The organism is Prevotella disiens (assembly GCF_900454955.1).
Taxonomy (GTDB): Bacteria; Bacteroidota; Bacteroidia; order Bacteroidales; family Bacteroidaceae; genus Prevotella; species Prevotella disiens.
On sequence record NZ_UGTL01000002.1, the window covers coordinates 291,173 to 317,729 of the forward strand.

At 40.1% G+C, this 26,557-nt stretch carries 17 protein-coding genes, 1 tRNA gene and 1 CRISPR repeat array; of the genes, 6 read left to right on the forward strand and 12 right to left on the reverse strand.

Going from position 1 to position 26,557, the window contains the following annotated elements:
* Positions 1 to 93 precede the first annotated feature (93 nt).
* The 3 genes from DYI03_RS11745 to mnmE all read left to right on the forward strand — a co-directional run bounded on the left by DYI03_RS11745 (position 94) and on the right by mnmE (position 4,956).
* Positions 94 to 2,445: a bifunctional dihydroorotate dehydrogenase B NAD binding subunit/NADPH-dependent glutamate synthase gene (locus DYI03_RS11745; RefSeq protein WP_004355210.1), complete on the forward strand. Its 2,352-nt coding sequence runs from the start codon at positions 94 to 96 to the stop codon at positions 2,443 to 2,445.
* Between the two features lie 180 nt (positions 2,446 to 2,625).
* Positions 2,626 to 3,498, forward strand: coding sequence for a nucleoside phosphorylase (locus DYI03_RS11750; RefSeq protein WP_021668368.1), 873 nt, complete (start codon positions 2,626 to 2,628; stop codon positions 3,496 to 3,498).
* A 75-nt stretch (positions 3,499 to 3,573) separates the two neighbouring features.
* Positions 3,574 to 4,956, forward strand: a complete 1,383-nt coding sequence (gene mnmE / locus DYI03_RS11755; protein WP_115367977.1) for a tRNA uridine-5-carboxymethylaminomethyl(34) synthesis GTPase MnmE — start codon at positions 3,574 to 3,576, stop codon at positions 4,954 to 4,956.
* Positions 4,957 to 5,357: 401 nt separating this feature from the next.
* Here mnmE and dnaB read toward each other — a convergent pair whose 3' ends face one another.
* Entirely contained in the window at positions 5,358 to 6,875 is a 1,518-nt protein-coding gene (gene dnaB, locus DYI03_RS11760; RefSeq protein ID WP_021668687.1) for a replicative DNA helicase, read from the reverse strand.
* A 16-nt stretch (positions 6,876 to 6,891) separates the two neighbouring features.
* Positions 6,892 to 7,035: a hypothetical protein gene (locus tag DYI03_RS13520; protein ID WP_021668688.1), complete on the reverse strand. Its 144-nt coding sequence runs from the start codon at positions 7,033 to 7,035 to the stop codon at positions 6,892 to 6,894.
* 18 nt (positions 7,036 to 7,053) lie between these two features.
* Between DYI03_RS13520 and ispE the strand changes: the two genes are divergently transcribed.
* Entirely contained in the window at positions 7,054 to 7,884 is an 831-nt protein-coding gene (gene ispE / locus DYI03_RS11765) for a 4-(cytidine 5'-diphospho)-2-C-methyl-D-erythritol kinase (protein WP_021668689.1), read from the forward strand.
* Between the two features lie 754 nt (positions 7,885 to 8,638).
* Here the strand turns inward: ispE and DYI03_RS11770 are convergent.
* From DYI03_RS11770 to cas9, 3 genes are all read right to left on the reverse strand, one after another.
* Positions 8,639 to 8,711: transfer RNA gene (locus tag DYI03_RS11770), tRNA-Met, on the reverse strand.
* Between the two features lie 252 nt (positions 8,712 to 8,963).
* A CRISPR array of direct repeats spans positions 8,964 to 10,714; the repeat unit is 36 nt; unit sequence GTTATTTCTTTTGCGCATTCTACATCAAATCACAAC.
* A gap of 91 nt (positions 10,715 to 10,805) precedes the next feature.
* The gene (gene cas2 / locus DYI03_RS11775) at positions 10,806 to 11,144 is read right to left on the reverse strand and encodes a CRISPR-associated endonuclease Cas2 (RefSeq protein WP_021668692.1); all 339 of its coding nucleotides are present in this window, start codon (positions 11,142 to 11,144) and stop codon (positions 10,806 to 10,808) included.
* 51 nt (positions 11,145 to 11,195) lie between these two features.
* A complete protein-coding gene (gene cas9, locus DYI03_RS11780; protein WP_021668693.1) occupies positions 11,196 to 14,849 on the reverse strand; it encodes a type II CRISPR RNA-guided endonuclease Cas9 in 3,654 nt (1,217 codons plus the stop codon).
* A 192-nt stretch (positions 14,850 to 15,041) separates the two neighbouring features.
* On the opposite strand from cas9, the gene DYI03_RS13525 reads away from it, so the two are divergent.
* Together DYI03_RS13525 and DYI03_RS11790 are read left to right on the forward strand one after the other, a co-directional pair.
* Positions 15,042 to 15,269 (forward strand): hypothetical protein, encoded by a 228-nt coding sequence (locus tag DYI03_RS13525; protein WP_025064505.1) that lies wholly within the window; start codon positions 15,042 to 15,044, stop codon positions 15,267 to 15,269.
* Positions 15,208 to 15,582 (forward strand): RidA family protein, encoded by a 375-nt coding sequence (locus DYI03_RS11790; RefSeq protein WP_004357669.1) that lies wholly within the window; start codon positions 15,208 to 15,210, stop codon positions 15,580 to 15,582. Before DYI03_RS13525 ends, DYI03_RS11790 begins: the two co-directional genes overlap by 62 nt.
* Before the next feature lie 317 nt (positions 15,583 to 15,899).
* On the opposite strand, the gene DYI03_RS11795 is transcribed toward DYI03_RS11790, so the two are convergent.
* The 7 genes from DYI03_RS11795 to DYI03_RS11825 all read right to left on the reverse strand — a co-directional run bounded on the left by DYI03_RS11795 (position 15,900) and on the right by DYI03_RS11825 (position 26,462).
* Entirely contained in the window at positions 15,900 to 17,198 is a 1,299-nt protein-coding gene (locus DYI03_RS11795) for a M64 family metallopeptidase (RefSeq protein WP_021668695.1), read from the reverse strand.
* 6 nt (positions 17,199 to 17,204) lie between these two features.
* A complete protein-coding gene (locus DYI03_RS11800) occupies positions 17,205 to 18,494 on the reverse strand; it encodes a tetratricopeptide repeat protein (protein ID WP_021668696.1) in 1,290 nt (429 codons plus the stop codon).
* A 128-nt stretch (positions 18,495 to 18,622) separates the two neighbouring features.
* A complete protein-coding gene (locus DYI03_RS11805; protein WP_021668697.1) occupies positions 18,623 to 19,912 on the reverse strand; it encodes a tetratricopeptide repeat protein in 1,290 nt (429 codons plus the stop codon).
* A gap of 95 nt (positions 19,913 to 20,007) precedes the next feature.
* Positions 20,008 to 20,796 carry a pyruvate formate-lyase-activating protein gene (gene pflA, locus DYI03_RS11810; protein WP_021668698.1) on the reverse strand — a complete coding sequence of 263 codons (789 nt, stop codon included), beginning with the start codon at positions 20,794 to 20,796 and terminating at the stop codon, positions 20,008 to 20,010.
* Positions 20,797 to 20,919: 123 nt separating this feature from the next.
* The gene (pflB, locus tag DYI03_RS11815; RefSeq protein ID WP_021668700.1) at positions 20,920 to 23,166 is read right to left on the reverse strand and encodes a formate C-acetyltransferase; all 2,247 of its coding nucleotides are present in this window, start codon (positions 23,164 to 23,166) and stop codon (positions 20,920 to 20,922) included.
* A 618-nt stretch (positions 23,167 to 23,784) separates the two neighbouring features.
* Complete coding sequence (locus DYI03_RS11820; protein ID WP_004357629.1) at positions 23,785 to 24,927, reverse strand: cytochrome d ubiquinol oxidase subunit II; 1,143 nt, start codon at positions 24,925 to 24,927, stop codon at positions 23,785 to 23,787.
* Positions 24,924 to 26,462: a cytochrome ubiquinol oxidase subunit I gene (locus DYI03_RS11825; protein ID WP_021668702.1), complete on the reverse strand. Its 1,539-nt coding sequence runs from the start codon at positions 26,460 to 26,462 to the stop codon at positions 24,924 to 24,926. Before DYI03_RS11825 ends, DYI03_RS11820 begins: the two co-directional genes overlap by 4 nt.
* Positions 26,463 to 26,557 lie beyond the last annotated feature (95 nt).

Genomic DNA, 26,557 nt, shown 5'->3' on the forward strand with positions numbered 1-26,557 from the left:
AAAACATAGGATTTGTAACGGAAAAACCTACTCTTCTTAAACAACTAAATACTTCCTACAAGAACATTTATTAAAAATTTAACCTTTATAAACATGAACAAGATTCTCAGCAAAGAGCAATTTTCCGAAAAGGTTTTTTGCATCGTTGTAGAAGCACCGCTTATCGCACGCAGTTGCAGAGCAGGTAACTTTGTTATTGTACGCGTAGACAAAAATAGCGAGCGTGTACCTTATACAATTGCTAAAGCTGACCCTGAAAAAGGCACTTTAACCATGGTTATTCAAGAAGTTGGACTTTCATCAACAAAATTGTGTAACATGGAACCAGGCGAAGAGGTGTTAGACATCGTTGGTCCTTTGGGTCAAGCATCACATATCGAAAACTATGGAACAGTGGTTTGTGCTGGTGGTGGCATTGGTATCGCAGCTATTCTCCCTATTCTTACAGCATTAAAGAAGGCAGGCAACCGTGTTATTTCAGTTTTAGCAGGCCGTACAAAAGAACTCGTTATCATGGTTGATGACGTAGCTGAATATTCTGACGAAGTAATCATCATGACTGACGACGGCAGTATGGGCAAAAAAGGTGTCGTAACTGTTGGTGTTGAAGAAGTGTTACAACGTGAAAAGGTGGACAAAGTTTTGGCAATAGGTCCTCCTATGATGATGAAATTTACCTCACTCATGGCAAAGAAATACGGCATTCCAAACGATGTTTCGCTCAATACGATTATGGTGGACGGAACAGGTATGTGTGGTGCATGCCGTTTGACCATTGGTGGAAAAACAAAATTCGTTTGTATTGACGGTCCAGAATTTGATGGCGACCTTGTGGATTGGGACGAAATGTTCAAGCGCATGGGTACTTTCAAGAACGTGGAACGCGAAGAATTGGAAAGAAAATCTACCGAAGTGTGCCACGCAACAGCAGCAACCAAAGAAGCAGACAAGCAAAATAAACCAACTTTGGAACCTGCCGAAGAAACAAAAACTCCACTTTCGGAACTCACTGACCGCAAGGCAGAATGGCGCAACGAGTTGAGAAAGAGCATGAAACCAAAAGAGCGCACAACCATTGAACGTGTTCAAATGCCTGAACTCGACCCCGTTTATCGTGCAACCACTCGTTTGGAAGAAGTAAACAAAGGTCTTACCAAGGAAATGGCGATGCGTGAAGCACAACGTTGTCTCGATTGTGCAAAGCCAACGTGTGTGGAAGGTTGCCCTGTAAACATTAATATTCCAAGTTTTGTAAAGAACATTGAACGTGGACAATTCCTCAATGCCGCTCGTGTTTTGAAAGATACGTCTGCCCTACCAGCCGTTTGCGGTCGTGTTTGCCCACAAGAAAAACAATGTGAAAGCCGTTGTATCCACTTGAAGATGAACGAGCCAGCAGTAGCTATCGGCTATTTGGAACGTTTCGCAGCCGACTATGAACGTGAAAGCGGCAACACCACCTTGCCTGAATTAGCCCCATCTAACGGCATAAAAGTTGCTGTTATTGGCTCAGGTCCTGCGGGTCTTAGCTTTGCAGGCGATATGGTTAAACGTGGTTTTGAGGTTTATGTATTTGAAGCATTGCACGAAATTGGCGGTGTATTGAAATATGGTATTCCTGAATTCCGTTTGCCTAACAAGATTGTTGAGGTGGAAGTGGAAAACCTTAGCAAGCAAGGCGTTCATTTCCAAACAGATACTATCATTGGTAAAACCATCAGTGTGAACCAATTAAAGGAAAGCGGTTTCAAAGGAATCTTTGTAGGTTCAGGCGCAGGACTGCCTAATTTCATGGGCATTCCAGGTGAAAATAGCATCAATATTCTGTCAAGTAACGAGTATCTTACCCGTGTAAACTTGATGGACGCAGCCAACCCTGACACCGACACACCTATTATTATAGGCAAGAAAGTTTTGGTAGTTGGTGGTGGTAACACCGCAATGGACTCTTGTCGTACAGCCAAACGCCTTGGTGCTGATGTTACTTTGGTTTACCGTCGTTCGCTCGAAGAAATGCCAGCTCGTGTAGAAGAAGTGAAACACGCACAAGAAGAAGGCATTAACTTCCTTACTTTGCACAATCCAAAGGAATACATCGCTGACGAAAATGGTCGTGTTTGCGGTGCTATACTCGATGTTATGGAACTCGGCGAGCCTGACGAAAGCGGACGCCGTAGCCCTAAATCAACAGGCAAGACAGTAAACATCGAATGCGACCAAGTCGTAGTTGCAGTAGGTGTTTCGCCTAATCCACTCGTACCAAAATCTATTGAAGGATTGGAATTGGGCAGAAAGAACACCATTGCAGTAAACGAAGAAATGCAAAGCTCTATTCATGAAATCTATGCAGGTGGCGATATTGTTCGTGGTGGCGCTACTGTAATCCTCGCAATGGGCGACGGTAGAAAGGCTGCACAGAACATGGCAGAACATCTTTTGAAGTAATATTTTCATGAAAACTAATCGAGTTAAAACAAGTCGAAACCTTGTTTTAACTCGATTTTTCGTATTTATAGATTAGTAATCAGGAAATTTGGGCAAAAATATACCTATTTTCTTGCTCCAATTTCCAAAAATAACTATCTTTGTAAGAACGAACTAATAATTTACCAAATTCAAAGAATTATGGAAGATATATTTTTTGCTCCTTCTGAGCTTATTATAAATGAAGATGGAAGTATTTTTCACTTGCATTTGAAGCCACAAAACTTAGCAGACAAAGTTATTTTGGTAGGCGACCCGGGACGTGTTGCATTAGTAGCTTCTCACTTTGACGGTGTAGAATGCGAAGTGAACAATAGAGAATTTAGAACCATTACGGGAAAATATAAGAACAAACGCATCACTGTATTGAGTACAGGAATTGGCTGCGACAACATTGACATCGTGGTAAATGAACTTGATGCATTGGCAAATATTGACTTCGAAACTCGTAAAGAAAAAGCCGAACTACGCCAACTCACATTGGTGCGCATCGGAACTTGCGGTGGTTTGCAAGAAAGCACACCTATCGGAACTTACATTGCATCAGAAAAAAGCATCGGCTTCGACGGATTGCTGAACTATTATGCCAACCGAGAAAAGTTGGATACAGAGTTTGAAGAAGAATTTAAGAAACAAGTAGAATGGAAACCAGCATTGGGCAACCCATATGTAGCAAATGCCGATAAAGAACTCTTAGACCAAATTGCACAAGACGATATGGTTCGTGGCGTAACAATTGCTTGCGGTGGATTCTTTGGACCTCAAGGACGTCGCTTGCGTGTGCCTTTGGCTGACCCACATTTGAACGAAAAAATTGTAAAATTTGAATACAAAGGACACCAATGCACAAACTTTGAAATGGAAAGTAGCGCATTGGCAGGTTTAGCACAACACATGGGACACAAAGCATTAACTTGCTGCATGGTAATCGCTAATCGTTTACAAAAAGAAGCAAATGCTGGTTACAAAAATACAATTGACGGACTGATTAAAAAGGTACTTGAAAGAATTTAATTGACTTTCAATTCCATTTAAAATATAGGGACATACGTTTTCGTGTGTCCCTAAAATCTTATAAAAAGAAACATAATGCAAACTTACAACAATCCTCTTATCTCCACAGAAACTATCTGCGCATTGGCGACACAACCCGGTGGAGCAATCGGAGTTATCAGAATTTCGGGCAGTAAAGCTATCGAAATAGTAGATTCTATTTTCTCAAAATCTATCTTAAATGCCACTGCCAACACCTTGCATTATGGTGAAATAATTGACAAAGACCAACAAACCATTGACGAAGTAGTCGTTTCGCTTTGGCGGGCGCCCCACTCTTACACGGGTGAAGATGCGGTTGAAATCTCCTGCCACGGCTCGGCTTATATTCTCGAACAAGTGCTACACCAACTCATTGAAGCTGGTTGCCAACAAGCAAAACCAGGAGAATACACCCAACGAGCCTATCTCAATGGCAAAATGGACTTATCGCAAACCGAAGCGGTAGCCGACCTCATCGCATCGACTAACAAAGCATCTTACAAACTTGCGCTTTCGCAACTCAAAGGGCATTTTTCTTCAGAACTTTCTACACTGCGAGAGCAGCTACTTAAAATCAATTCGTTGCTCGAACTCGAACTCGATTTCTCCGACCATGAGGAATTAGAGTTTGCCGACCGCACTGAATTAAAGGAACTCGCCAACGAAATTGACAGCAAAGTTACAACCCTTGCACGCTCTTTCAAAACGGGTCAAGCCTTAAAAAACGGCATTCCAGTAGCCATTATCGGTAAAACCAACGTTGGAAAATCGACCCTACTCAACCGCCTACTTCGTGATAATCGTGCCATTGTAAGCGATATTCACGGCACTACTCGTGATGTGATAGAAGATAGCATTAGCATTAACGGCGTCGATTTCCTATTTATTGACACAGCAGGAATACGAAAAACCACCGATTATGTGGAACAATTGGGCATAGAACGCACCCTCGCTGAACTACAAAAAGCACAAATCGTATTGTGGGTAGTAGACCAAGAACCCACCGAAGCCGAGAAAGAAGAAATCATTACACAATGTACTGACAAACAGCTCATACTCGTGCGCAACAAAGTAGACGACCTTCCCGAAACCACTCCTACCCTTTCCGAGAACCAAACCTACCACGAAATCGCCATTTCGGGCAAATACAACTTAGGTATTGACCGCCTTGAAAGCCTAATATACAAGGTTGCCGACCTACCCGAACTTACCGAAAACACGACCATCATCACCAACGCTCGCCACTATGACGCCCTTACCCGTGCCCACGCCTCCCTCCTCCGTGTACAAGAAGCAATGGCAATGAACCTCAGTGGCGACCTCATCTCCGAAGACCTTAAAGACACCATCGCCATTCTCGGAGAAATTACAGGAAATCAAATCACGTCGCAAGAAACCCTCCACAACATTTTTAGACACTTCTGCATCGGAAAATGAAATACAATAATTAATAATCGTGATCGTGGTAAAAATGTCATCGGTGATTGCGAGCAATGAAGTCTATATTATGGCTAAATATCTCGTTACCTAACTTGCATGGCGCAATATTGCTGAGGTCTCCAAAATCCTTTTTTAAAAACAACAACTTTATGCTAACTATCCATGCTGAGACATAAGATTTTAATCGGTTAAAGAGAAGAGTGTTGCACATTTTTTATATTGTACAGACACAACATTTTATGAAACGAAAATAACGGAGGGGCGGTTACTTTTTTAAAATAGCCTATTTTAGTGCTAAAAAGTTATGCTTTTCAACTCCAAAATAGGCTATTTTGTAAAATCAAGGTGAAACCTTCTCAATCCCTTTCGTTGTTGCGAAAGGGATTGGGGAGGCTTTTTTAGAAATCTATATCGCCTGGTGGTGGGGGCAATGGGTCGTTGTTCATTCGGCTTTCCATGATTGTGCCGCCCAATGGGTCGTTCATGGAAGGGAGGAAGTTGTCTTCTTCGGGGTTAGCAAATCGGGTAAATTCGCCCTTAAAGTTGAGTAACACGTCGCCTGTTGCGCCTTTACGGTGCTTGGCGATAATGATTTGCGCCTTACCGTGTAGGTCGTTGCCTTTTTCGTCTTGGAAAATGCGATAGTATTCGGGACGATGCACAAAGAGAACCATATCGGCATCTTGCTCAATGGCTCCCGATTCACGCAAGTCGCTCAGCTGTGGGCGTTTACCTTCGATACCATCACGTTGTTCTACGGTACGATTTAATTGAGAAAGGGCTAAAACTGGTATGTCCAATTCCTTGGCTAATCCTTTCAACGAGCGGCTGATGGTGGAAACTTCTTCTTGACGACTGCCGAAACGCATGCCATTAGCATTCATCAACTGCAAGTAGTCGACCATCAAAACTTTTATTCCATGCTCGCGTGCCAATCGTCTTGCCTTTGTACGGAGCTCAAAAACGGATAATCCTGGCGTGTCATCAACATAAATTGGTGCGCCTTCCATTTTTCTAAGGTTCGTATCAAATCGTTCCCAATCGCTTGGGTCTAATTGTCCACTAAGTATTTTGCTACCAGAGATAGAGCAAACGTTTGACAACAAGCGGTTTACCAACTGCACATTGTTCATTTCGAGCGAGAAGAAAGCCATTGGAATGCGGTTATCAATGGCTATATTTTTAGCCAAACTCAATGCAAACGAAGTTTTACCCATAGCTGGACGTCCCGCAATAATAATTAAATCGGACGGTTGCCAACCTGCTGTAATTTTATCTAAGTCGTGATAGCCTGTTGATACACCTGTCAATCCGCCACTATCCTTATTGTTTGCAGCTTTCAAAAGCAATTCGTGTGCCTGCTGAACAATCGGGTCTATTTGCGTATATTCCTGCGCCATGTTCTTTTGCGATAGTTCAAACAAACTGCCTTCCGCCCTTTGCATCAAATCATCAACATCAACTGTTTCGTCGAAAGCATCGGTTTCTATCATTGATGCAAATTGAATCAATTGTCGTGCTAAGAACTTCTGTTGCAAAATCTTACCATGATAATCGATGTGGGCAGACGATGCCACATGCGAACTAATCTCTACGATGTAGGCAGGACCACCAATTTCCTCCAAATTGCCTTGATGTTTCAACTCTTCGGCAACGGTCATGATATCAACAGGACGCTCGTGGAAATTCAAAGACTGTATGGCCCCATATATTTTTTGGTGGCGTGGGTCGTAAAAAGTTTCTGGTCGCAAAATTTCAGATACCACCGTAAAGGCGTCTTTATCAATCATTAACGCTCCCAAAACTACTTTTTCAATGTCCAACGCTTGCGGTTGCAAGTGTCCAAACGTGTTGTCAATAGGCGCGGTCTGGCGTCTATTCGGACTTTTTTTGCTGTTACTATTCTTTTCTGGCATATCGCTACAAAATTAATCAAAATTCTTCAAACTCTCGCAAATATTCCATAATGATTGTGTAACTTTGTAGAAGATTAAGCGAAGCATTCACCTCGAACTTGTCTTCGCCTATGAACGATAAGCCATTTTGTATGCCCTCGCCCGACGAAGAGGGTCGCAAAAGCTAAAAATAGAAAGTATGATAACCTATCCTTGTTGTAAAATAAATCTTGGTCTCAACGTTGTGGCAAAGCGCAAAGACGGCTACCACGACTTGGAAACTGTGTTTTATCCTATTGAACTGACCGACCGATTGGAGGCAAACATCACGGACGGAACGCCAAATGCTTGTTCCTTGTCCATGAGCGGAAACAAAATTGAAGGCAATGCAGCTGACAATCTTATCGTAAAGGCTTACAAACTGTTAGCCAACGATTTCGATTTACCGCACGTTAGCTTCGATTTGAAAAAAAATATCCCTTCTCAAGCAGGATTGGGAGGCGGTTCGGCTGATGCAACCTACGCTTTAAGAATGGTGAACCAACTCTGTAACCTATCACTAACGACCGAGAAATTACAACATTATGCAGCGAAATTGGGAGCCGATTGTGCCTTTTTTGCAACCTCAGAACCAGCATACGCAACAGGAATAGGCGAAATTTTGCAACCCATAACCAATGATTTGGCTCACTTAAAAGGACTTTATCTCTTCATAGTGAAACCTCCTGTGGCTATTTCTACGGCTCAAGCCTTCTCGTTTATCACCCCAAAAGCACCCGCAGAAAACTGCTTAGACATTGTCAAACGCCCTGTTACAGAGTGGCGCAACCACTTGTCCAACGATTTTGAACACTCCATTTTCAGCGTTTACCCCGAAATACGCAGCGTGAAACAATCGCTCTACGATATGGGAGCTTTCTATGCGCAGATGTCAGGCAGCGGTAGTGCGTTCTTTGCCCTACTCCCTTCTGCCCCAACCCAATTCCCTTCTGCCTTCAAAGAATGGTTTACATTCGGTTGCACCTTATAATATAGCAACAACCAAAAGGCAACTTGCAGCATGGGGACAAGTGAGTAAATTTGCGTATTATAGTAAAATGATTAGCAAAAATTTATTTTATCACTAATCATTCCCCCTATTTTATCACCTAACATTCTGATTCGTTATCCTAAAACTTACGTCATTCTTTCTATAAATCACGCATAAAAGCACCAAATATATTGATTTATATCAAGTTATTGCAGTTATTGTAAACTTTCCAAATAAATATTTGGAACATTGGAAAATACTCTTTACCTTTGCAAACGTAAAGTTTATAAGAATAGATTGTTTAGGTTTAAAGATTTAGTTGTTTAAGTAAAAAAAAGAATTTTCAGGAAGTCAATAGGTTATTAAGGTAATAGGTTAGTTAATAGGATGACATTTTGATGCAAGATTTTAGTTCAACACCGTGAGGTGTGAACTAATAATCAAGCTCAAAACAATTTGGTTATTTATATAATAAATAGGTGGCACGACTGTGGTCGTGCCTTTTTTGTATCCAAAAGTTACAGCAATAAACGAAATTCTATAGAAAAAAAAGGGCTCAGTAGGAAAAATATGAGGATATTTTTCCTACTGAGCCGTAATAATGCGTCTGATTTCATACTGCAAAGGTATGAACTTTATGTTCAATACTGCGCTTTGCCAACTGGAAAAATCCGCTGAGACAAAATTATCATGAATAATTCTATCTTATAAACGCACATAAGTCGCTCAAAAATGAGCGACTTATTGAAACTTGTTGCGGGTGCAGGACTCGAACATGCGACCTCCAGGTTATGAGCCTGGCGAGCTACCAACTGCTCCAACCCGCGATATTAACCATGCAATTGTAATTAAGATGTTGTGTTATCTCTGAATTGCGAGTGCAAAGGTAGTACTTTTTTTTGAAACTACCAAATTTTATCTTAGCCAACAGGTGTATTTAAACCTTATTAACGTTTAAAAGAATATGTTGGTTCAGTGAGTTCAACTAACAAGCACAAGTTTACAAAATATTGTCATGAAAGCATTCCTATGAACTTTTGTTTCCCAACTCCGTAACACACTTCTATTGAACGTTGTTCGTTGTTTCTTTTGCGCATTCTACATCAAATCACAACACTTAAAGCGTAATATCGTGCACATGTGGCGTTATTTCTTTTGCGCATTCTACATCAAATCACAACACTGCACCCAAAAAAGTTGTAAAAAATAAGTTATTTCTTTTGCGCATTCTACATCAAATCACAACCGTGAATATGATACTTCCTCTCAATCTTCCGTTATTTCTTTTGCGCATTCTACATCAAATCACAACTTGCGATTATTGTATGCTTATTTACCGCCCGTTATTTCTTTTGCGCATTCTACATCAAATCACAACGATATTGCGCTGAGTCCGTCAAGTTCAAGGGTTATTTCTTTTGCGCATTCTACATCAAATCACAACGTACTTCATTACCTTGTTGCGCCACTTCATGTTATTTCTTTTGCGCATTCTACATCAAATCACAACTAACAGAAAATAATTGGCTCAATATCGAGGTTATTTCTTTTGCGCATTCTACATCAAATCACAACTATTGAACTTTACCGTGTTGTGGATTATAGGTTATTTCTTTTGCGCATTCTACATCAAATCACAACGTCCCTAATATTGTTATCATACCTATTTTAGTTATTTCTTTTGCGCATTCTACATCAAATCACAACTACAAGCGGCAGTGGATAAAAAAGGTAACGGTTATTTCTTTTGCGCATTCTACATCAAATCACAACTTCCCCCTCTGATAAAATATCGCCAAAAGGGGTTATTTCTTTTGCGCATTCTACATCAAATCACAACGGAGCAGCCCTCACATTAGCATACGGAATGGTTATTTCTTTTGCGCATTCTACATCAAATCACAACCTTGGTTATACACCACAGCGCATCTGTAAGGTTATTTCTTTTGCGCATTCTACATCAAATCACAACAACAACGTTCTGACAATGTAAGAAGAACGAGTTATTTCTTTTGCGCATTCTACATCAAATCACAACAAGTAACAAATAGGCTGGCATCGTTGAACTGTTATTTCTTTTGCGCATTCTACATCAAATCACAACATTTTCTTTATTGCTCATATATTGAAATTTGTTATTTCTTTTGCGCATTCTACATCAAATCACAACATATCTTTGCCACCTTTATATACTGTTCCGGTTATTTCTTTTGCGCATTCTACATCAAATCACAACTACATCAATAGACGGTAATATTGATGTGTTGTTATTTCTTTTGCGCATTCTACATCAAATCACAACACCTGACGGATATTTAAAACCAGGAGAATTAGTTATTTCTTTTGCGCATTCTACATCAAATCACAACATTATCAACTGCCCTGCTTTTATGGGTGGTGTTATTTCTTTTGCGCATTCTACATCAAATCACAACTTATTGTGTGTATGTCCATGAACCATGCAAGTTATTTCTTTTGCGCATTCTACATCAAATCACAACATCGTAATGTATAAGACAATCTTCACGGGCGTTATTTCTTTTGCGCATTCTACATCAAATCACAACGAGCTTGAATTAAAGGAGAAACGCTACGACGTTATTTCTTTTGCGCATTCTACATCAAATCACAACGCTGACAAAGCAGGCGATTTAGCCGAGTCGGTTATTTCTTTTGCGCATTCTACATCAAATCACAACTTGTCGTAAGTCATAATAAATTTATTTAAGTTATTTCTTTTGCGCATTCTACATCAAATCACAACATTACGGAAGAAGAAGCGGAGAAGTAAAAAGTTATTTCTTTTGCGCATTCTACATCAAATCACAACATACATTGCATAGCAAACTGTTTTACAACGAGTTATAATATTTTTATGTTATATGAAGTGAACTTGATATAATCTTTTAACTGCAAATTTACTAAAAAAGTTCTAACTGTACAGGTGTTGAAGGAGATTTTTTCTTTATTCCTCCCCAAATATTTATCATTTTAGAATATTGTTTATCAGTTACCATTAGTATGCTAACTTTTCCTGCTAAAGGTACAAGTGATTTTACTCGTTTTATATGCACTTTGGCTATTTCTAACGATGCACAATACCGAACATAGATACTAAACTGATGCATTGTAAAGCCATCTTTTTCTAAATCTTTTCTAAATCGAGCAGATTCTTTTTTATCCTTTGTTGTAATCGTGGGCAAATCGAACATAATAAATAGCCACATAATATGGTAAGCATTTAATCTAAATTCACTCATTTCTCTATCTTTGCAAATTTTTGAACAATAATCAGTATTTGGGCATAAGCGTTATATTAATGATATTTCTCCTAAAATATTTATTTTAAAGTCCACTCCATTTACTAACACCTTCAAATTTGATTTAGTATGTCGGTATAATGATTCTGGAGTATCTTGTATTTTAAATGCTGCACTATTTATGTTCAAGCCTTCGGAACGGGCTTCTTGATGGAATTTCAGTTTAACACGTCCATCTTTTTCTATTCCAAAAACCTGGTAGAGCCTTTTTACCATATTTTTTGTATCTCTCAATTTTATTTCTTTTGGACTATCTTCGTACATCAAAACCAATTGTTTTTGAGTTAAGACGGTCTTTAATGGATAACCATTTTTGGGACTTAAATGTGATATTAGTTGTTTTTCTGCATTATTTTTTTGACTCTGCCTAAAGAATTTTGCAGCTTCTAAATTATTTACAACTGTAATTTCTCTATCAATTTTTCCATTCTTTTTAACTCCTTCATACATGGCTATCATTAGATTTCCTTCATTATCAACATAATAATTTTGTTTATACTCTTTAGAAGAAAGGTCTCTATGCTTCTTAACAATCAGAGGATTTGCTTGGGAAACGAATAGGCGAACTTTCTTTATCAATATGCGTTTATCTTCGTTCATGTAGATAGGTTCAGCCATTGCTTGTTTAAAACCTTTCTTTTTTACTACAGCAAGTACTTTTTCTTTAACTACAGCATCAACTATATTCTTTATATCTTCGATTTTTAATGCGCTTAATTCTTTTCGCATAACATATTTAATTTCCCCTTTTTGCTCTATTGCACCAAAATAGCTTCCTTTATGAAGTTTTACTCGTGCGCAATCTCCCTGAGCAACAAATATCCCTTTTGGTGTAAAGACTTTCTTATGTGCCTTTTTAGTAAAATTGCTCGGATTAAAATGTACAGTAAGAACTTCATCTTTCAATGAAAGCATATCTTGAGTAAATGTTTCCCAAGGCTTTTTGAAGAAAGGTTTTTTCTTCTTTTCCCATCTATATTTTTCTTCATCTCGATAAAATTGCGCCATTAAGTCATATTCTCTTTTTCCAATGCAACCTACCACAATAGCATCAATGCAATGGTGAATATGGTTATCGCGGCATTTTTTCTCGTAATCGTCTTGTATATTCCATATACGACGAAACTCTGCCGTAATAGATCCTTTTACGATATAAACATTAGACTTTTGTGGATTATCTTTTTTATGGAATATTGTTTTAAGGTATAAACCTGCATAGCGAGATATTAATCCAATACCCATACCCTGTCTGCGACTAAATCCCTCTGGTATTTCGGTCATTGTAAAGCGGTTATATTTCCCTTTCCAATAGTCTAACTCCAATTTTATTTTGTGCCTACTCACAATTTTTTTATCTTTGTTTTCTTTGTCCATTCCATTATGAGTACGTATGCTGTCATATTTTTTTTGCAAAATATAAATTTTCTTTTTCCAATCATCTATACGTTCCAAAATTTCGGAATGGTTTGCTAACTCTGAAGGCAATTTCTTTTGCTTGTTTTCTCTATTAAATTTATTTTCACAGAGCGTCATATTCATTTTTGTACTATCACCACCTAAACTTCTTGGAAAAGTATGTTCTATATCATATTTTGGATTTTCTCCTACAAATTCGGAAATTCCGATTTCTTGTCCTGTATATAGGCAAATATGATTTTGCTCCTCCCATAATTCAAATTTAAGAATATCAGTTTCATTAGGTTCAATTTCAAAACCTGTTTCAGCTTTGAATAATTCTTTTATTTCTTTTCTATATTTCTGATGCTTTCCGTATTGTTTTTTTTGCCAATCCGCTATAGCATGACGTTTATTAGCATCGTTTAATTCTCTTGCATATTCAATTCTTACTTCTGTATCACTATTGATGATACCTTCTCTTAATAATTCATTTACGACTTTTCTAATGATATGAAGAGAACGCATTGCCATTGGATTTTTGACGGCATCTATTTTTGGTGAACCCAATTGAAGAATGCCATCTTCATTGGGTATAACATCTTTATAAACATTTATCATTGATGGGTGATATAGTTTATCTATTGCCCCTGGAGCTAAATCAAAATTATTGCTTAAAATATCTTTAATACAAAAAAGTATGGTATTATGTGAATCGTTTGTCTTTAAAGTATTATGATAAAATATAGTCTTGATTTCTTCCATAATATCATTACGAATATCTTCGTTATTCCAATATTCTTTACCTACAACTGTAGGAATATTTGCAAGAAAGACAGCTTCGGTGTAGCCAAAACCTTGCTCTAAGAAAGGTAATATTTTTCTGATAGCTTTTAAACTCAATGTAGCAAAGCCTTGTGCTAATTTGGTTTTAGAAAAATTGTCTGCAGTTTTTTCGTCAAGCTGTAACTTATTTATTGCAAAATCTTTTAGTACATCGCATTCTGACACAGAATAGAGAACATTCCAAATATCATCAACCATTTCAGCTTGTTTCTTAAGCCCTTCCTTTTTTCTTCTATTAGTATATGTTTCTGCAATACCATTTTTCCACTCTTCACCAAAAATAGATTTTAGCTTTGCAATGGTCTGGCATGTAGAAGCACCTTGCGACATGCGATAGTTGAATTTATATTGCTTTGAAGAATCATCTTTTATATAACAGTAATTATTTTTCCCTGCCAACTTTTTTGCAATCTCCTCAAAATCAAAGTTTTTAATTGATTTTCTATAAAAAAGAGGTTCTATCAATGCTTTTTCTTCATTATTTAAAGGGCGTAAATTTTCTTCAAACGGAGTTTTTATTTTGATGTTATTGATAAAGCATAGCATTCTGAATCGTTCAAAATCAGGGTGTGAAATTGCGCATCGGCGGTTATTTGGCTCAAATGTGCATTTACCAACACCATGTCTTTGAGGCTTCAATTTACGTTGAAAGAAGATGGCTTTGTCTAATTCTTTTACGATAGTTTCGTTAAGTTCTTGCTTCTCACAAATAGCATTAAATTCGTTTTTATAATGCTTTTCTCTGTCAGTATATCGTTTGCGAATTTGCACAGTATTACCTTTCTCGGTATAAAGTTTATAGAAATAATCTCCAAGATAGTTGCAATTGGCTTCTTGCATTTCTGTACTTAATTCTGAAATACCCTTCTTAACCTTTCCTTCTTCATTTTCATCATTATTTTGTATCAATCTGTTGCTTTTAAAACCTCTTCGTTGCGTAAGGTGGTACAATGCTCTTCCTAAAATGTATCTATCTGATTTTAATGATAAATCCAACTTTTCGTTCAAACAGCAATGGCGGTCATAGTATGGATTTTTTCCTTCTGCATCGCTGGTTCGCTGCCAATCCATAAATTCTTTAACTGCTGGATAAATTTTCTTTTCGTGCCATTGTTTTAACAAATCGTCTGATAGATATGGGCAAAAATCATATTTAACCAATACTTTTAGCACTTCTATTTTGCGCAGTCTGCGGCGAAAATAGTGCTTACGCGTTGATTTGTAAAAAGTTCTATAGGCAGCTTTAGAAAATTCGCCCCTTTCGCTTTTACCAACACCTTCTTCAAAAATAACTTCTCCTTTGCGAACTAAGTTATATTCTTGCTTTGAATTATCAAAATCAAGAACAGCCCAACCTAAACTATTTGTTCCAGGGTCTAATCCTAATATTCGTTGTTTTTCCATTGATTATAATTATTTTTTGTAAAAATAGTAATAATATTTGCAATTTCCAAACAAAATTCTTATTTTTGCAGCATAAGATATTCTACATCTTATCACAATAAGGCTATATGCCGCAGGTTTTCAAACCTATGAGGGTGTGCTTTTTTGAAGCACACCTTCTATTTTTTTACAGAATAGGTTGAAAAAAGGTATATGGGTACAAAAAAGCAAACAAAAAAATCTTTGCAAAACTCACAATTTATTATTAACTTTGCCATGAAAACCTACGGCACAATGGTTCAACACAAACCGAAGGCGACAAAAAAGAAAAACAAAGGCAATAAAAAAGAAAACCAAAAACAAATAAAAACCAAAGATTATGAAAGTTATAAACACAGCAAAAGCACCAAAGGCAATTGGTCCTTACAGTCAAGCAATTGAAGCTAACGGGTTAGTTATCACTTCTGGTCAGCTCCCTATCGACCCTGCAACAGGCGAATTTGCTCCTGGTGGTATCAAAGAACAAACACGCCAATCGCTCACCAACGCAAAGGCTATTCTCGAAGAAGCTGGTATCTCGCTCGCTAACGTGATGAAAACTACTGTTTTCCTCTCTGATATGAACGATTTTGCAGCCATGAACGAAGTTTATGCTGAATTTTTCAACGAACCATTCCCTGCTCGTTCAGCCATTGCTGTAAAGACTTTGCCAAAGAATGCTTTGGTAGAAGTTGAGTGCATCGCTGCAAAATAAAGCGTAGAGGTCAAAAAAACTTGCGGAGCAGAAGGCTCAACAAAGTTGAAAAATAAAAAACTCCCTTCCCCATAATTGCGTGGAGAAGGGAGTTTTTTTATTTGTTGCACCATTTAGCCACCAACCTACCATCAATTGCTGTGTCCGACTCGTCAGACCTTTCAGACTTGTCCGACTATTCCCATCTGCCAATTCCCACCTGCCCCACCAACTATCTATTTGCACTCCCCTCCCAACGGAGGGGTTGGGGGAGGCTTCTTTCTTCCCAACGGAGTGTTGAGGGAGGCTATCAGACTGTTAGGGTTGGCAAAATTGATTTATTCTGTGTAAAACTTCACCAATTCGGTGATTGCTTTCTGGCAAACAGGACAAAATTCGGGGTTGTTATTGGTGCGCATACGGCAATCGGGATAGGCACGATAAACGCCGTGCATACTGTAACCAGCTGGTTCGTAAGCACCAATTTGCCACTTTTCTTTCTTGGCATTGGGCTTATCTAAGTCGGCAGGCTGCTCGGTTGGTATCTTTGTCCCCTTCTTCACCATGTCCGACCATTTCGATTTAAAATCGACCATAGTGGTAATGTTCTTTTCCCAAGGTTCAATGTCGTGGGGAAACATTGGAATGGCTTCGTAGTCGTAGGCATATTCGTCAGCCAATCCTGCAAAAGAATGTCCAAATTCGTGTACTACCACAGGTTTGAACGCACGGTGATGTGTCATGGAAAGGTTGTAAGAATTGAGAATTCCGCCCCCTCCGTAGTTGTCAGTATTCACCAAAACAATGATGTGTTCGTAGGGAGTTCCTGCCAACCAATTGTGCAAATCTTTGAGATGCAACGTAGTTAGATAGCGGTCGCTGTAAAAAGTATTGAAATTAGAGTGCAGTGCGGTGTTCTTCCAAATGCCCTTTCCTGGGTTGGAAGTGCCACTTTCGGCTGACGGAGCTTTCACGGCTACCACGTTAAAGCGGTTGCGTAAAGTTTTGAAAGGCTCGTGCGCAAAGAGTGCTTCCATAGCTGTGCGACAGTCGTTTAGGAAGGTTGGCATTTCTGCTTCGGTATATCCTTCTGCCACATAGGCGATGTGAATGCAACGAGAAGTATCGGCTGCTTGCTGCAAGGTTTCGTATGGCGTAACCGATTTATCCCCAATTTTACGAATTAGAATATCGTTTGGGACCACCATATGGGTGAGTTGTGTCATCACAGAACGGCGATTGTCGCGCAATTCTATGGTGATGTCGGCTGTATCTTTAGGAAATGGCACGAGGAAAACGTTTTCAAACGATTTTGTCGCTGTCTTTGCTTCATCGTAAGAGAGCCATTCTTGGAATAAAGTTGAGAAGGAATTACGGTAAATAATGGTTTGCGTTTTGTGGTCGCGGACGGTAATTTGTCCATTTCCTTCAACAGGTAATTCGCTCAATCGCTGATGTTTACCATACCAACGAGGTATCTTACAGAGTTCATCAACGGCAATATGTTGTTGCTTTATATTGCCAATAAACGTGTAATCGATGCGCAATGTGGCATCAATAAAATAGCGATTGAAGTCTTGTGCCAACACAATGGTGCTGACAAAGAGTAACACAAGGATAGTAGAGAATTTCTTCATTATTCTTTATTTTAGCATTTTTAGATTTTCCTTTGCCAATTCATAGCCCATATCGGCAGCTTTTTGAAAATATTGCTCAGCTTTTTCAAGGTCGGCAGTTACACCAAATCCATTGAGATAGCAAAATCCTAAGTTATTAATAGCGATTGGATTTTTTTGAGCAACAGCTTTTTCCAACCATTTTATGGCTTCTGTGTAATTTTGCGTAATACCATTGCCTTGTAAAAGACACTTAGCATAGTTGGTTTGTGCGTCCGAATTGCCTAATTCAGCACCTTTCAGGTACCATTTCACCGCATCGGTCATATTTTGTTCAACACCTTTTCCTTCTTCGTAAGCAATTCCCATTTTTGTAATAGCCTCAGCATCGCCCGCTAAAGCAGCTTTGCGATTCCACTCTACCGCTGTTTTCAAATTTTGTTCAACGCCCCACCCTTCTTCATAACAGAGTGCCATGTTGAAAAAAGCGTCAGGCAAGTCTTGGGCAACTGCCTTATTCAGCCATTCAAGTGCCTTTTTGTAATCTTTATGAGTTGGGTCTGTAAGATAAAAATTACCTAATTCGTTTTGTGCAGGAGCAAATCCTTGTTCTGCCGATAGCAAGTACAACTTCACCGCTTCAGTGGTATCAGCCTTGATTCCATTGCCAAAATGATAGCAAAGTCCTAAATAATATTGCGCATTAGGGTTTCTCAAAGCTGCTCCTTTCGCAAATAATTTTACAGCTTCTTCATAGTTTTGCGGCACGCCACCACCTATATAATAAAATCGTCCGAGTGCTTCGTAGGCTTCAACCACATTTTTATCCACTGCCTTGCGGTAATATTTTGCGGCTTCTACAAAGTTTTGCGGAACTCCATTGCCGTCTTCGTAACAAGCTCCCATGGCAAAAATAGACAGTCCGTAGCCTTGTTCTGCAGCTTTGCTAAACCATTTTGCAGCTTCTGTCCAATTCTCTTTCACTCCTTGACCGTAGGCATAGAGAAATCCTAAGCCATGTTGTGCAGCAGAGAGTCCTTGCTCAGCGGCTTTACGATACCATTTTGCGGCTTCGCTATAGTTTTGTTCCACTCCTTCACCATTCTCGTAGCAGTAGCCCACGTTGTATTGTGCATCAACATCGCCAGCCTTTGCAGCATCTTTATAGAGTTGAAATTCTTCAGGTGTAAACCCTCCAAAATAGTTTTCGTGTACAAAATCATCTGTTTTTTTATCGTCCGCCTTGCCTAAATTGCTTTGTGCTAAAACGAAAAGGGGCAAAAGCAACGCTGCAAACAATATAACTTTTCTTTTCATTTTATGGCTTTTTGAAAAAATGATGAAGCAAAGTTAAATAAAAATTCCATAAACTGCAAATTATTGTATATATTTTCTTTAAAAAATGTATTCTTACAAGAACATAAGGGAGCAAATTTACCACACTTTTATTTTATGAATTTTAAATTTTTCTTTGCCAACTCATAGCCCATTTCGGCTGATTTCTGAAAATAATATTTGGCTTTTTCTTTATCTTTTTCAACACCAAATCCGTTGAGATAGCAAAATCCAAGATTGTTAGCTGCCATTGCGTTGCCTTGTTCTATTGCTTTTTCCAACCATTTTACGGCTTTTTTAGCATCGGTTGCTATGCCTTTACCTTGTAAAAGACACAAGGCAAAGTAGGATTGGGCTTCCGCATTGCCCGCTTCTGCTCCTTTCAAAAGCCATTGAGTGGCATCTGTCCAACTTTGTTTCACGCCTCTTCCGTCTGCGTATGCCAATCCCATTTGCAGCATAGCATCGGCATCGCCTGCCAATGCAGCCTTTCGATACCAACTTATGGCATTTTCTAAGCTTTGTGCTACGCCCCACCCGTTTTCGTAACTTACGGCAATGTTGTACATGGCTTGTGCATTTTCCTGTTCGGCAGCTTTATGTAGCCAGAACAAAGCGGTAGGATAATCTTTTTTAGGGTTGTTCTCATCTAAGAAATAAGTGCCGTAATCGTTTTGTGCAGGGGCATATCCTTGTTGAGCAGCCCTTAAAAACCATCTCAGTGCTTCGTTTATATTGGCTTTCACTCCTGTGCCTTTTTGGTAGCAAACTCCGAGTTTATATTGTGATTCCGAGTAGCCTTGTTCGGCGGCTTGACGGTATAATTTTAGTGCTTCTTCATAGTTTTGCACAATGCCTGTCCCTTCAAAATAAAATGAGGCGAGGGCATTGACAGCGGGCAGCAATCCCTTTGCAGCTGCTGCTCTAAAATATTTTGCTGCAACTACATAATTTTGTTCTACGCCATTGCCACTTTCGTAACATGAGCCTAAGGCGAATTGTGCCAATGTATGGTCTTGGTCGGCAGCTTGCTGAAACCATTTTGCGGCTTCTTTCCAACTCTGTCGTACACCATTGCCCAATGCGTACATAAAACCGAGGTTGTGTTGTGCTTGTGGCACTCCTTGTTCGGCGGATTTACGATACCATTTCAGCGCTTCACCATAGTTTTGTGGAACACCGATTCCATCGTCATAACAAAGCGCAAGTTTATATTGGCTCACAGCATCGCCCATGATTGCCAAAGACTCATACAGCTTTTTCCTTTCCGCTGGAGTTTTTGGGGGTGATATGTGCGCTATTTCGTTTGCTTGTTCGTTGTCGTTTGTTCCTATATTATTCTGTCCTAAAAGTATAAATGGCAAGCATAACAGGCTAATAGCAATAATAATCCTTTTCATTCTTAAATAGAATTGACCCAATTATGGGAACAAAGGTATAGAAATTCTTTGAACAAGAAAAGGTTATGAACAGAAGATTAATAAAAATTATCTTTTTATGCTTTTCCTTCTAACACTCGTTGAGCATATTCCACCGCTTTTGGGGTGGGTTCTGGTATGTCTTTTAGGGCGTAAGGTAGGTTCAAATTTTCCCATTTATAAATGCCAAGTGTGTGATAAGGCAGCACTTCGATGCGTTCTACATTGTGCAATTCTTCGATAAAAGCACGCAAACGGTGCAGATATTCATCGTTGTCGGTAATGGTAGGCACGAGGACGTGGCGCAGCCAAATGGGTTTATTGATTTCTGAAAGATAACGAGCGCAGTCGAGTATGTTCTCGTTGCCCCACCCTGTGAGCTTTTTATGCTCGACAGTGTCGATATGTTTAATGTCGAAAAGCAGCAAATCGGTATACTGCATCAGTTCTTCAAACTTCTTGAAGAACTGACCTGTGCGGCGGAAGGGCTGTGCCGATGTGTCCAAACAGGTGTTTATGCCTTTTGCTTTTGCCTTTCTGAAAAATTCGATGAGGAAGTCTATTTGCAACAACGATTCTCCTCCGCTAACGGTGATACCTCCGTTTTTGCCCCAATAGCTTTTGTATCGGAGTGCTTTTTCTAAGAGTTCGTCGGCGGTGGTGAGGGTGTCTGAATTTGGTTCCCATGTGTCTGGATTATGGCAATACTGGCAGCGCATGGCGCAACCTTTGAGGAAAACGATGAAGCGAATACCTGGCCCGTCTACTGAGCCGAAGGTTTCGATAGAGTGTACACGAGCGGTGTGAGTGCCATCAGCGTTGATGGTTTGCTCGGTGGAGATGTCGATTGTGGGGATTTCTGCCATAATGTTTGTAGTTTTGTCTAACCTGTCGGACTTGTCGGACCTGTCTGACTTTCTCAATATGAAAAAGATAATTGGGCAGCTGCCCAATTATCTTTTTAATATTTTAAAAACTTAAATCAATGCTTACATTTTAGCGTGAGCCTGACGAGCGATAACATCTTCTTGTTGCTCGCGTGTAAGGTCGATGAACTTCACTGCGTAACCGCTGACACGGATGGTGAAGTTAGCGTATTCTTCCTTTTCAGGGTGTTCCATAGCATCGATGAGCTTTTCAACACCGAACACGTTTACGTTCAAGTGGTGTGCGCCACGGCTGAAGTATCCGTCCATTACGCCCACGAGGGTATTTGTACGTTCTTCGTCGTCCTTACCCAATGTGCTTGGAGCGATGGTTTGTGTATTTGAAATACCGTCCAAAGCATATTCGTAAGGCAATTTTGCTACTGAGTTCAAAGAAGCTAACAAGCCGTTTTGCTCTGCACCGTATGATGGGTTAGCACCCGGAGCCAATGGAGCACCGTCAGGACGACCGTCAGGCATATTTGAAGTATATTTACCATAAACCACGTTTGAGGTAATGGTCAAAATACTTGTTGTTGGTTCTGAATCACGATAAGTATGGTGTTTCTTTATCATGCTGATGAAAGTCTTGAGCAACCATACTGCAATTTCGTCTGCACGGTCGTCGTCGTTACCATAGCGTGGGAACTCGCCTTCGGTCTTAAATTCGAGTGGGAAACCTGTTTCGTCGCGAACGATGTTTACCTTAGCATATTTGATAGCTGAAATTGAGTCTACAACATGGCTGAAACCAGCGATACCTGTTGCGAATGTGCGGCGAACATCGGTATCAATAAGTGCCAATTCGGCTGCTTCGTAGAAATATTTGTCGTGCATGTAGTGGATAAGGTTCAAGGTGTTTACATAAACGCCTGCCAACCATTCCATCATATCCATGAATTTTGGCATAAATTCTTCGTAAGTTACTACATCGCCTTCGATAGGACGGAACGCAGGGCCGCATTGTTCGCGTGTTTTGTGGTCTACACCACCGCTGATAGCGTATGTCAAGCACTTAGCCAAGTTGGCACGAGCACCGAAGAATTGCATTTCCTTACCTGTTTGTGTTGCTGAAACGCAGCAGCAAATTGAGTAGTCGTCGCCCCAAACTGGACGCATAACTTCATCGTTTTCGTATTGAATAGAGCTTGTCTTAACCGAAATCTTTGCTGCATATTTCTTGAAACCTTCAGGCAAAGCTGGAGAATAAAGCACTGTGAGGTTAGGTTCTGGTGAAGGACCCATGTTTTCCAATGTGTGGAGGAAACGGAAGTCGTTCTTTGTTACCATGTGGCGACCGTCCATACCTAAACCAGCCATTTCGAGGGTTGCCCAAACTGGGTCGCCAGAGAAGAGTTGGTTGTAAGAAGGAATACGAGCAAACTTCACCATGCGGAACTTCATAACCAAGTGGTCAATCAATTCTTGTGCTTCTTCTTCGGTCAATGTACCTTCTTCAAGGTCGCGGTTGATGTAAATATCGAGGAAAGTAGACACACGACCTACTGACATGGCAGCACCATTTTGTGTCTTGATAGCTGAAAGGTAGCCAAAATAGAGCCATTGAACTGCTTCGCGAGCGTTCTTAGCAGGGTTAGAAATATCGTAACCATAAATCTTAGCCATTTCCTTCATTTCTTTCAACGCCTTGATTTGCATTGAAATTTCTTCACGAAGACGGATAATGTTGTCTTGCATTTCGCCGCAACCGCAGTTCTTCAAGTCTTTTTTCTTCTCTGCAATGAGGAAGTCGATACCATAAAGAGCTACACGACGATAGTCGCCTACGATACGTCCACGACCGTATGTATCAGGAAGACCTGTAAGAATATGGTTGTGGCGAACGAGTTTCATCTCGTCAGTATAAGCATCGAACACACCATCATTGTGGGTCTTGCAATATTTTGTAAAGATTTCGTGGAGCTTTTCTGATGGTTGGTAGCCGTAAGTAGTACATGCTTGTTCAGCCATCTTGATACCACCATATGGCATAAAGGCACGCTTCAAAGGCTTATCGGTTTGAAGACCTACTACTTTTTCAAGGTCTTTCATACTTTCGTCAATGTAGCCTGCACCATAAGCTGTCATACTTGAAACTATTTCTGTTTCCATATCGAGAACACCGCCTTTAGCGCGTTCTTCTTTTTGGAGTTCTTTTAATCTGCCCCAAAGCTTGTCAGTAGCTTCTGTTGGATTTGCAAGAAATTCTGCATCGCCATCGTAGCCAGTATAGTTTGACTGGATAAACTCGCGCATATTAACTTCATCAAGCCACTTTGTGCCTGTGAAACCTCTCCATTCTTCTCTCATAACAATATCTGTAATTTAGTAAATTTTTTAACCGAGTACCTTATAATGGGATACTTGGTCTGGTTATTATTTTTTAGGTTACAAAGGTACTCGGTTTATCTTTTTTTGACAATACTTATAATTAAGTATTTTTCATTGCACAAGTCTTTTAAGATGTGCAAAAACGAATAGTTTTATGCACTCAATACCTACTTTTAGGTATCGCCTTTAAGATTATACACCAATAATTGCAATCTTTGGATTACAAAACGAGGGCATTTTCTATCCCTCCAATGCCTATTTGTAGGTATGCTTACATTTTTTATCGTTTGCACAAAAATATGGGATAAATTGCAGGATAACCGGTCTGATTTTCAAAACCTACTGTTTTGCATTCCAAAACCTATTGTTTTAAAGCGCAAAACAGCCTATATATAAAAAAGGTGTAGGGGCGGAGGTTTTTCACAAACTTAACAACTCGTATCCGTTCCGCACACCAGATTATGGTAACAAAAAAACGTGGAAAACGGAACAAAGTCCATTTTCCACGTTTTTCATTATTGTTTTTGAGTTGTTAGGAACGTAATACGAGCTGTTGAGCTTGTGAAAAAATCACGTTCCTACGCACCCAAAACGAGTTTAATAAGCGTGTTTGTCGTCGCCCAATTCGGCTTTATCGAGTTTCTTGCTGTCGATGCTGCGCCAAGCATAGAAGATGTAGGCGAGAACGAATGGTGCAATGAGGCTCGCATAGAACATGGCGGTCAATGTAAATTCGCTTGAACTTGAGTTTTGCAAGGTGAGCGAACTCTGCAAATCGGCTGTTGAAGGGTAGTAGGCGGTGTTGTTCCAACCTGCAATGAGGAAGAGAACGATGACTACGAGGACAACGCCGATGCCAGTAGACCAAATACCTTTAATGAAAGTAGGTTGCATGATGGTGCGCACGATGCCATAGAGTACCATGAGAACACCTATTAAAAGGATAACGGCTAAGTACCACATATCCAAAAGGTTGTTCAAATACTTCATTGGTTCCATGACGATAACGCCTTCTGCATTGACTGCATAGCCTTCGCCGAGCAATGTTTTCACCAAGAAAGCGAGGAAGAAAACAAGGAAGAAGACGGTATTGATGAGCAGTTGTGGGCGCACGCGAGAGCGGATAGCGTCGTCGTTCACATTGTTATGAATGTAGAGTGTACCCAAAACACGTGCCAAGAATACCACTGCGATACCGAAAACAACTACCCAAGGGTTCAACAATACGTCTAAACCGCGTGAGCCGTTTGCCCAATGCGAGATAACGGGTTGCATTTCATTGACGATATTGGCTTTCTCAACGATGAAGTTGGAACCTGTAAAGAAGGTTGCTACAGCACCACCGATGAGCAATGGACCAACGATACCATTGATAATCAAGCAAGTTTGGAAGGTTTTCACACCCAAGAGGTTGCCTGCTTTGTTCTGAAATTCGTAGCTTACAGCTTGAATGATAAAAGTGAAAAGAATGGCAACCCATACCCAATAAGCAGAGCCGAAACTTGTACTGTAAAAGAGTGGGAACGATGCAAAGAATGCACCACCAAAGGTTACGAGCGTGGTAAAGGTAAATTCCCATTTACGACCCGTTGAGTTTACTACCAATCGGCGCTCTACGTCTGTCTTTCCCAATTGGAAAATCATAGAGTTAGCACCTTGAACGAACATGAGGAACACCAACAACCCACCTAAAAGGGCGATGAGGAACCACCAGTAATGTTGCAAAAATTCGTATGTCATAGTTGTGGTCCTTTCTTTATTTGTTTACACATAATGCTTATTTCTACCGCCAACATGGTGGTGAAGAGGAAGGCAAAGAGGAAGAAGGTGGTTGCCACGTTGCCCGAAGTAAGATGACTTACCGATGCCCATGTAGGAAGCATGTCTTGAATAGTCCATGGCTGACGACCAAATTCGGCTACCAACCAACCACTTTCGCTGGCAATGTAAGCCAAAGGAATGAGCGCAATGCCCAATAATTGTAGCCAACGAGGGCGTGTAATGTCCTTTCGATAAATAATGAAAAGGATAAACGCAAACACAAAGATAAACAATGTGCCTAAACCAACCATGATGCGGAAAGCATAGAAGTTTACGGCAATTGGCGGAACAGTTTGGTCGGCGTTTTTAATGTAGCCGTAACCAAAATATTTCATGTTTTCTTTTAAAACTTTTTCGTTTGCTGCGGTCTTTTCGCCACCACGATAAGCCTTCAAAGCAGCGATAGCCAATTGGCCACGTGCCATTTTTTCTTTCAATGAAGGTTCTACTGTGCCATCGTCTTTGGTATATCCGTTGATAACATCTTGAATACCTGGAACATAGCCGTTGGTTGTACGAGTTGCAAGGAACGAAAGCATGTTTGGAACAGCTATCTTCATTGGTGGCTCAGTTTGTGTCGTGTAGTCCTCTTGCTCTGTAAATGGATTGACAAGAGCAAAGGCTGTCAAGGCTTGACTGTTACCACCTTTATATAAAGCCTCCATTGCAGCGAGTTTCATAGGCTGAGTTTGGGCAACAAGGTAAGCAGAATTATCGCCTGCAATCGCTGTAATCAACGACGAAACAAGACCTACCACTGCGCCAACCTTCAAACTCTTTTTGGCAAATTCTACATGGCGTTTCTTCAATAAATACCAGCAGCTTACGCTAACACAGAAGCAAGCACCCAAAACCCATGCCGAAGTAACGGTATGAATAAACTTATTAACTGCCACTGGGCTTAAAGCCACTTCCAAAAACGAGGTCATTTCGTTGCGCATCGTGTCAGGATTGAACGCACAACCAACTGGATATTGCATCCATGAATTGGCAACAAGAATCCACCACGCCGAAATGGTAGCACCCAAACCTGTGAGCCACGTAGAAGCAAGGTGAAAACCGCGTGATACTTTCTTCCAACCGAAGAACATCACGGCAACGAAAGTAGACTCCATAAAGAAGGCTAACATACCCTCAATGGCGAGTGGCGCACCGAAAATGTCGCCTACAAACCATGAATAGTTACTCCAGTTTGTACCAAATTCAAATTCGAGAATGATACCTGTTGCCACACCCATGGCAAAATTGATACCGAAAAGACGTTGCCAAAACTGTGCCGTCTTTTTCCAAAACTCATCGCGCGTACGATAATAGTACGTCTCCATGATACCCATAATGAGTGCAAGACCGAGCGTCAGCGGCACAAACAGCCAGTGATAGATGGCTGTGAGGGCAAATTGAGCGCGCGACCAATTCACTAAATCAGGGTCAATGGCTAAAAAATGATTTCCCATACTGTTTAAATATTACTGTTAGAATGATAATTTTCGGTTGTTTAAGTTGGAGGGGAGTGTTTGGACGAGTCGGACTAGTCAGACTGGTCGGACAA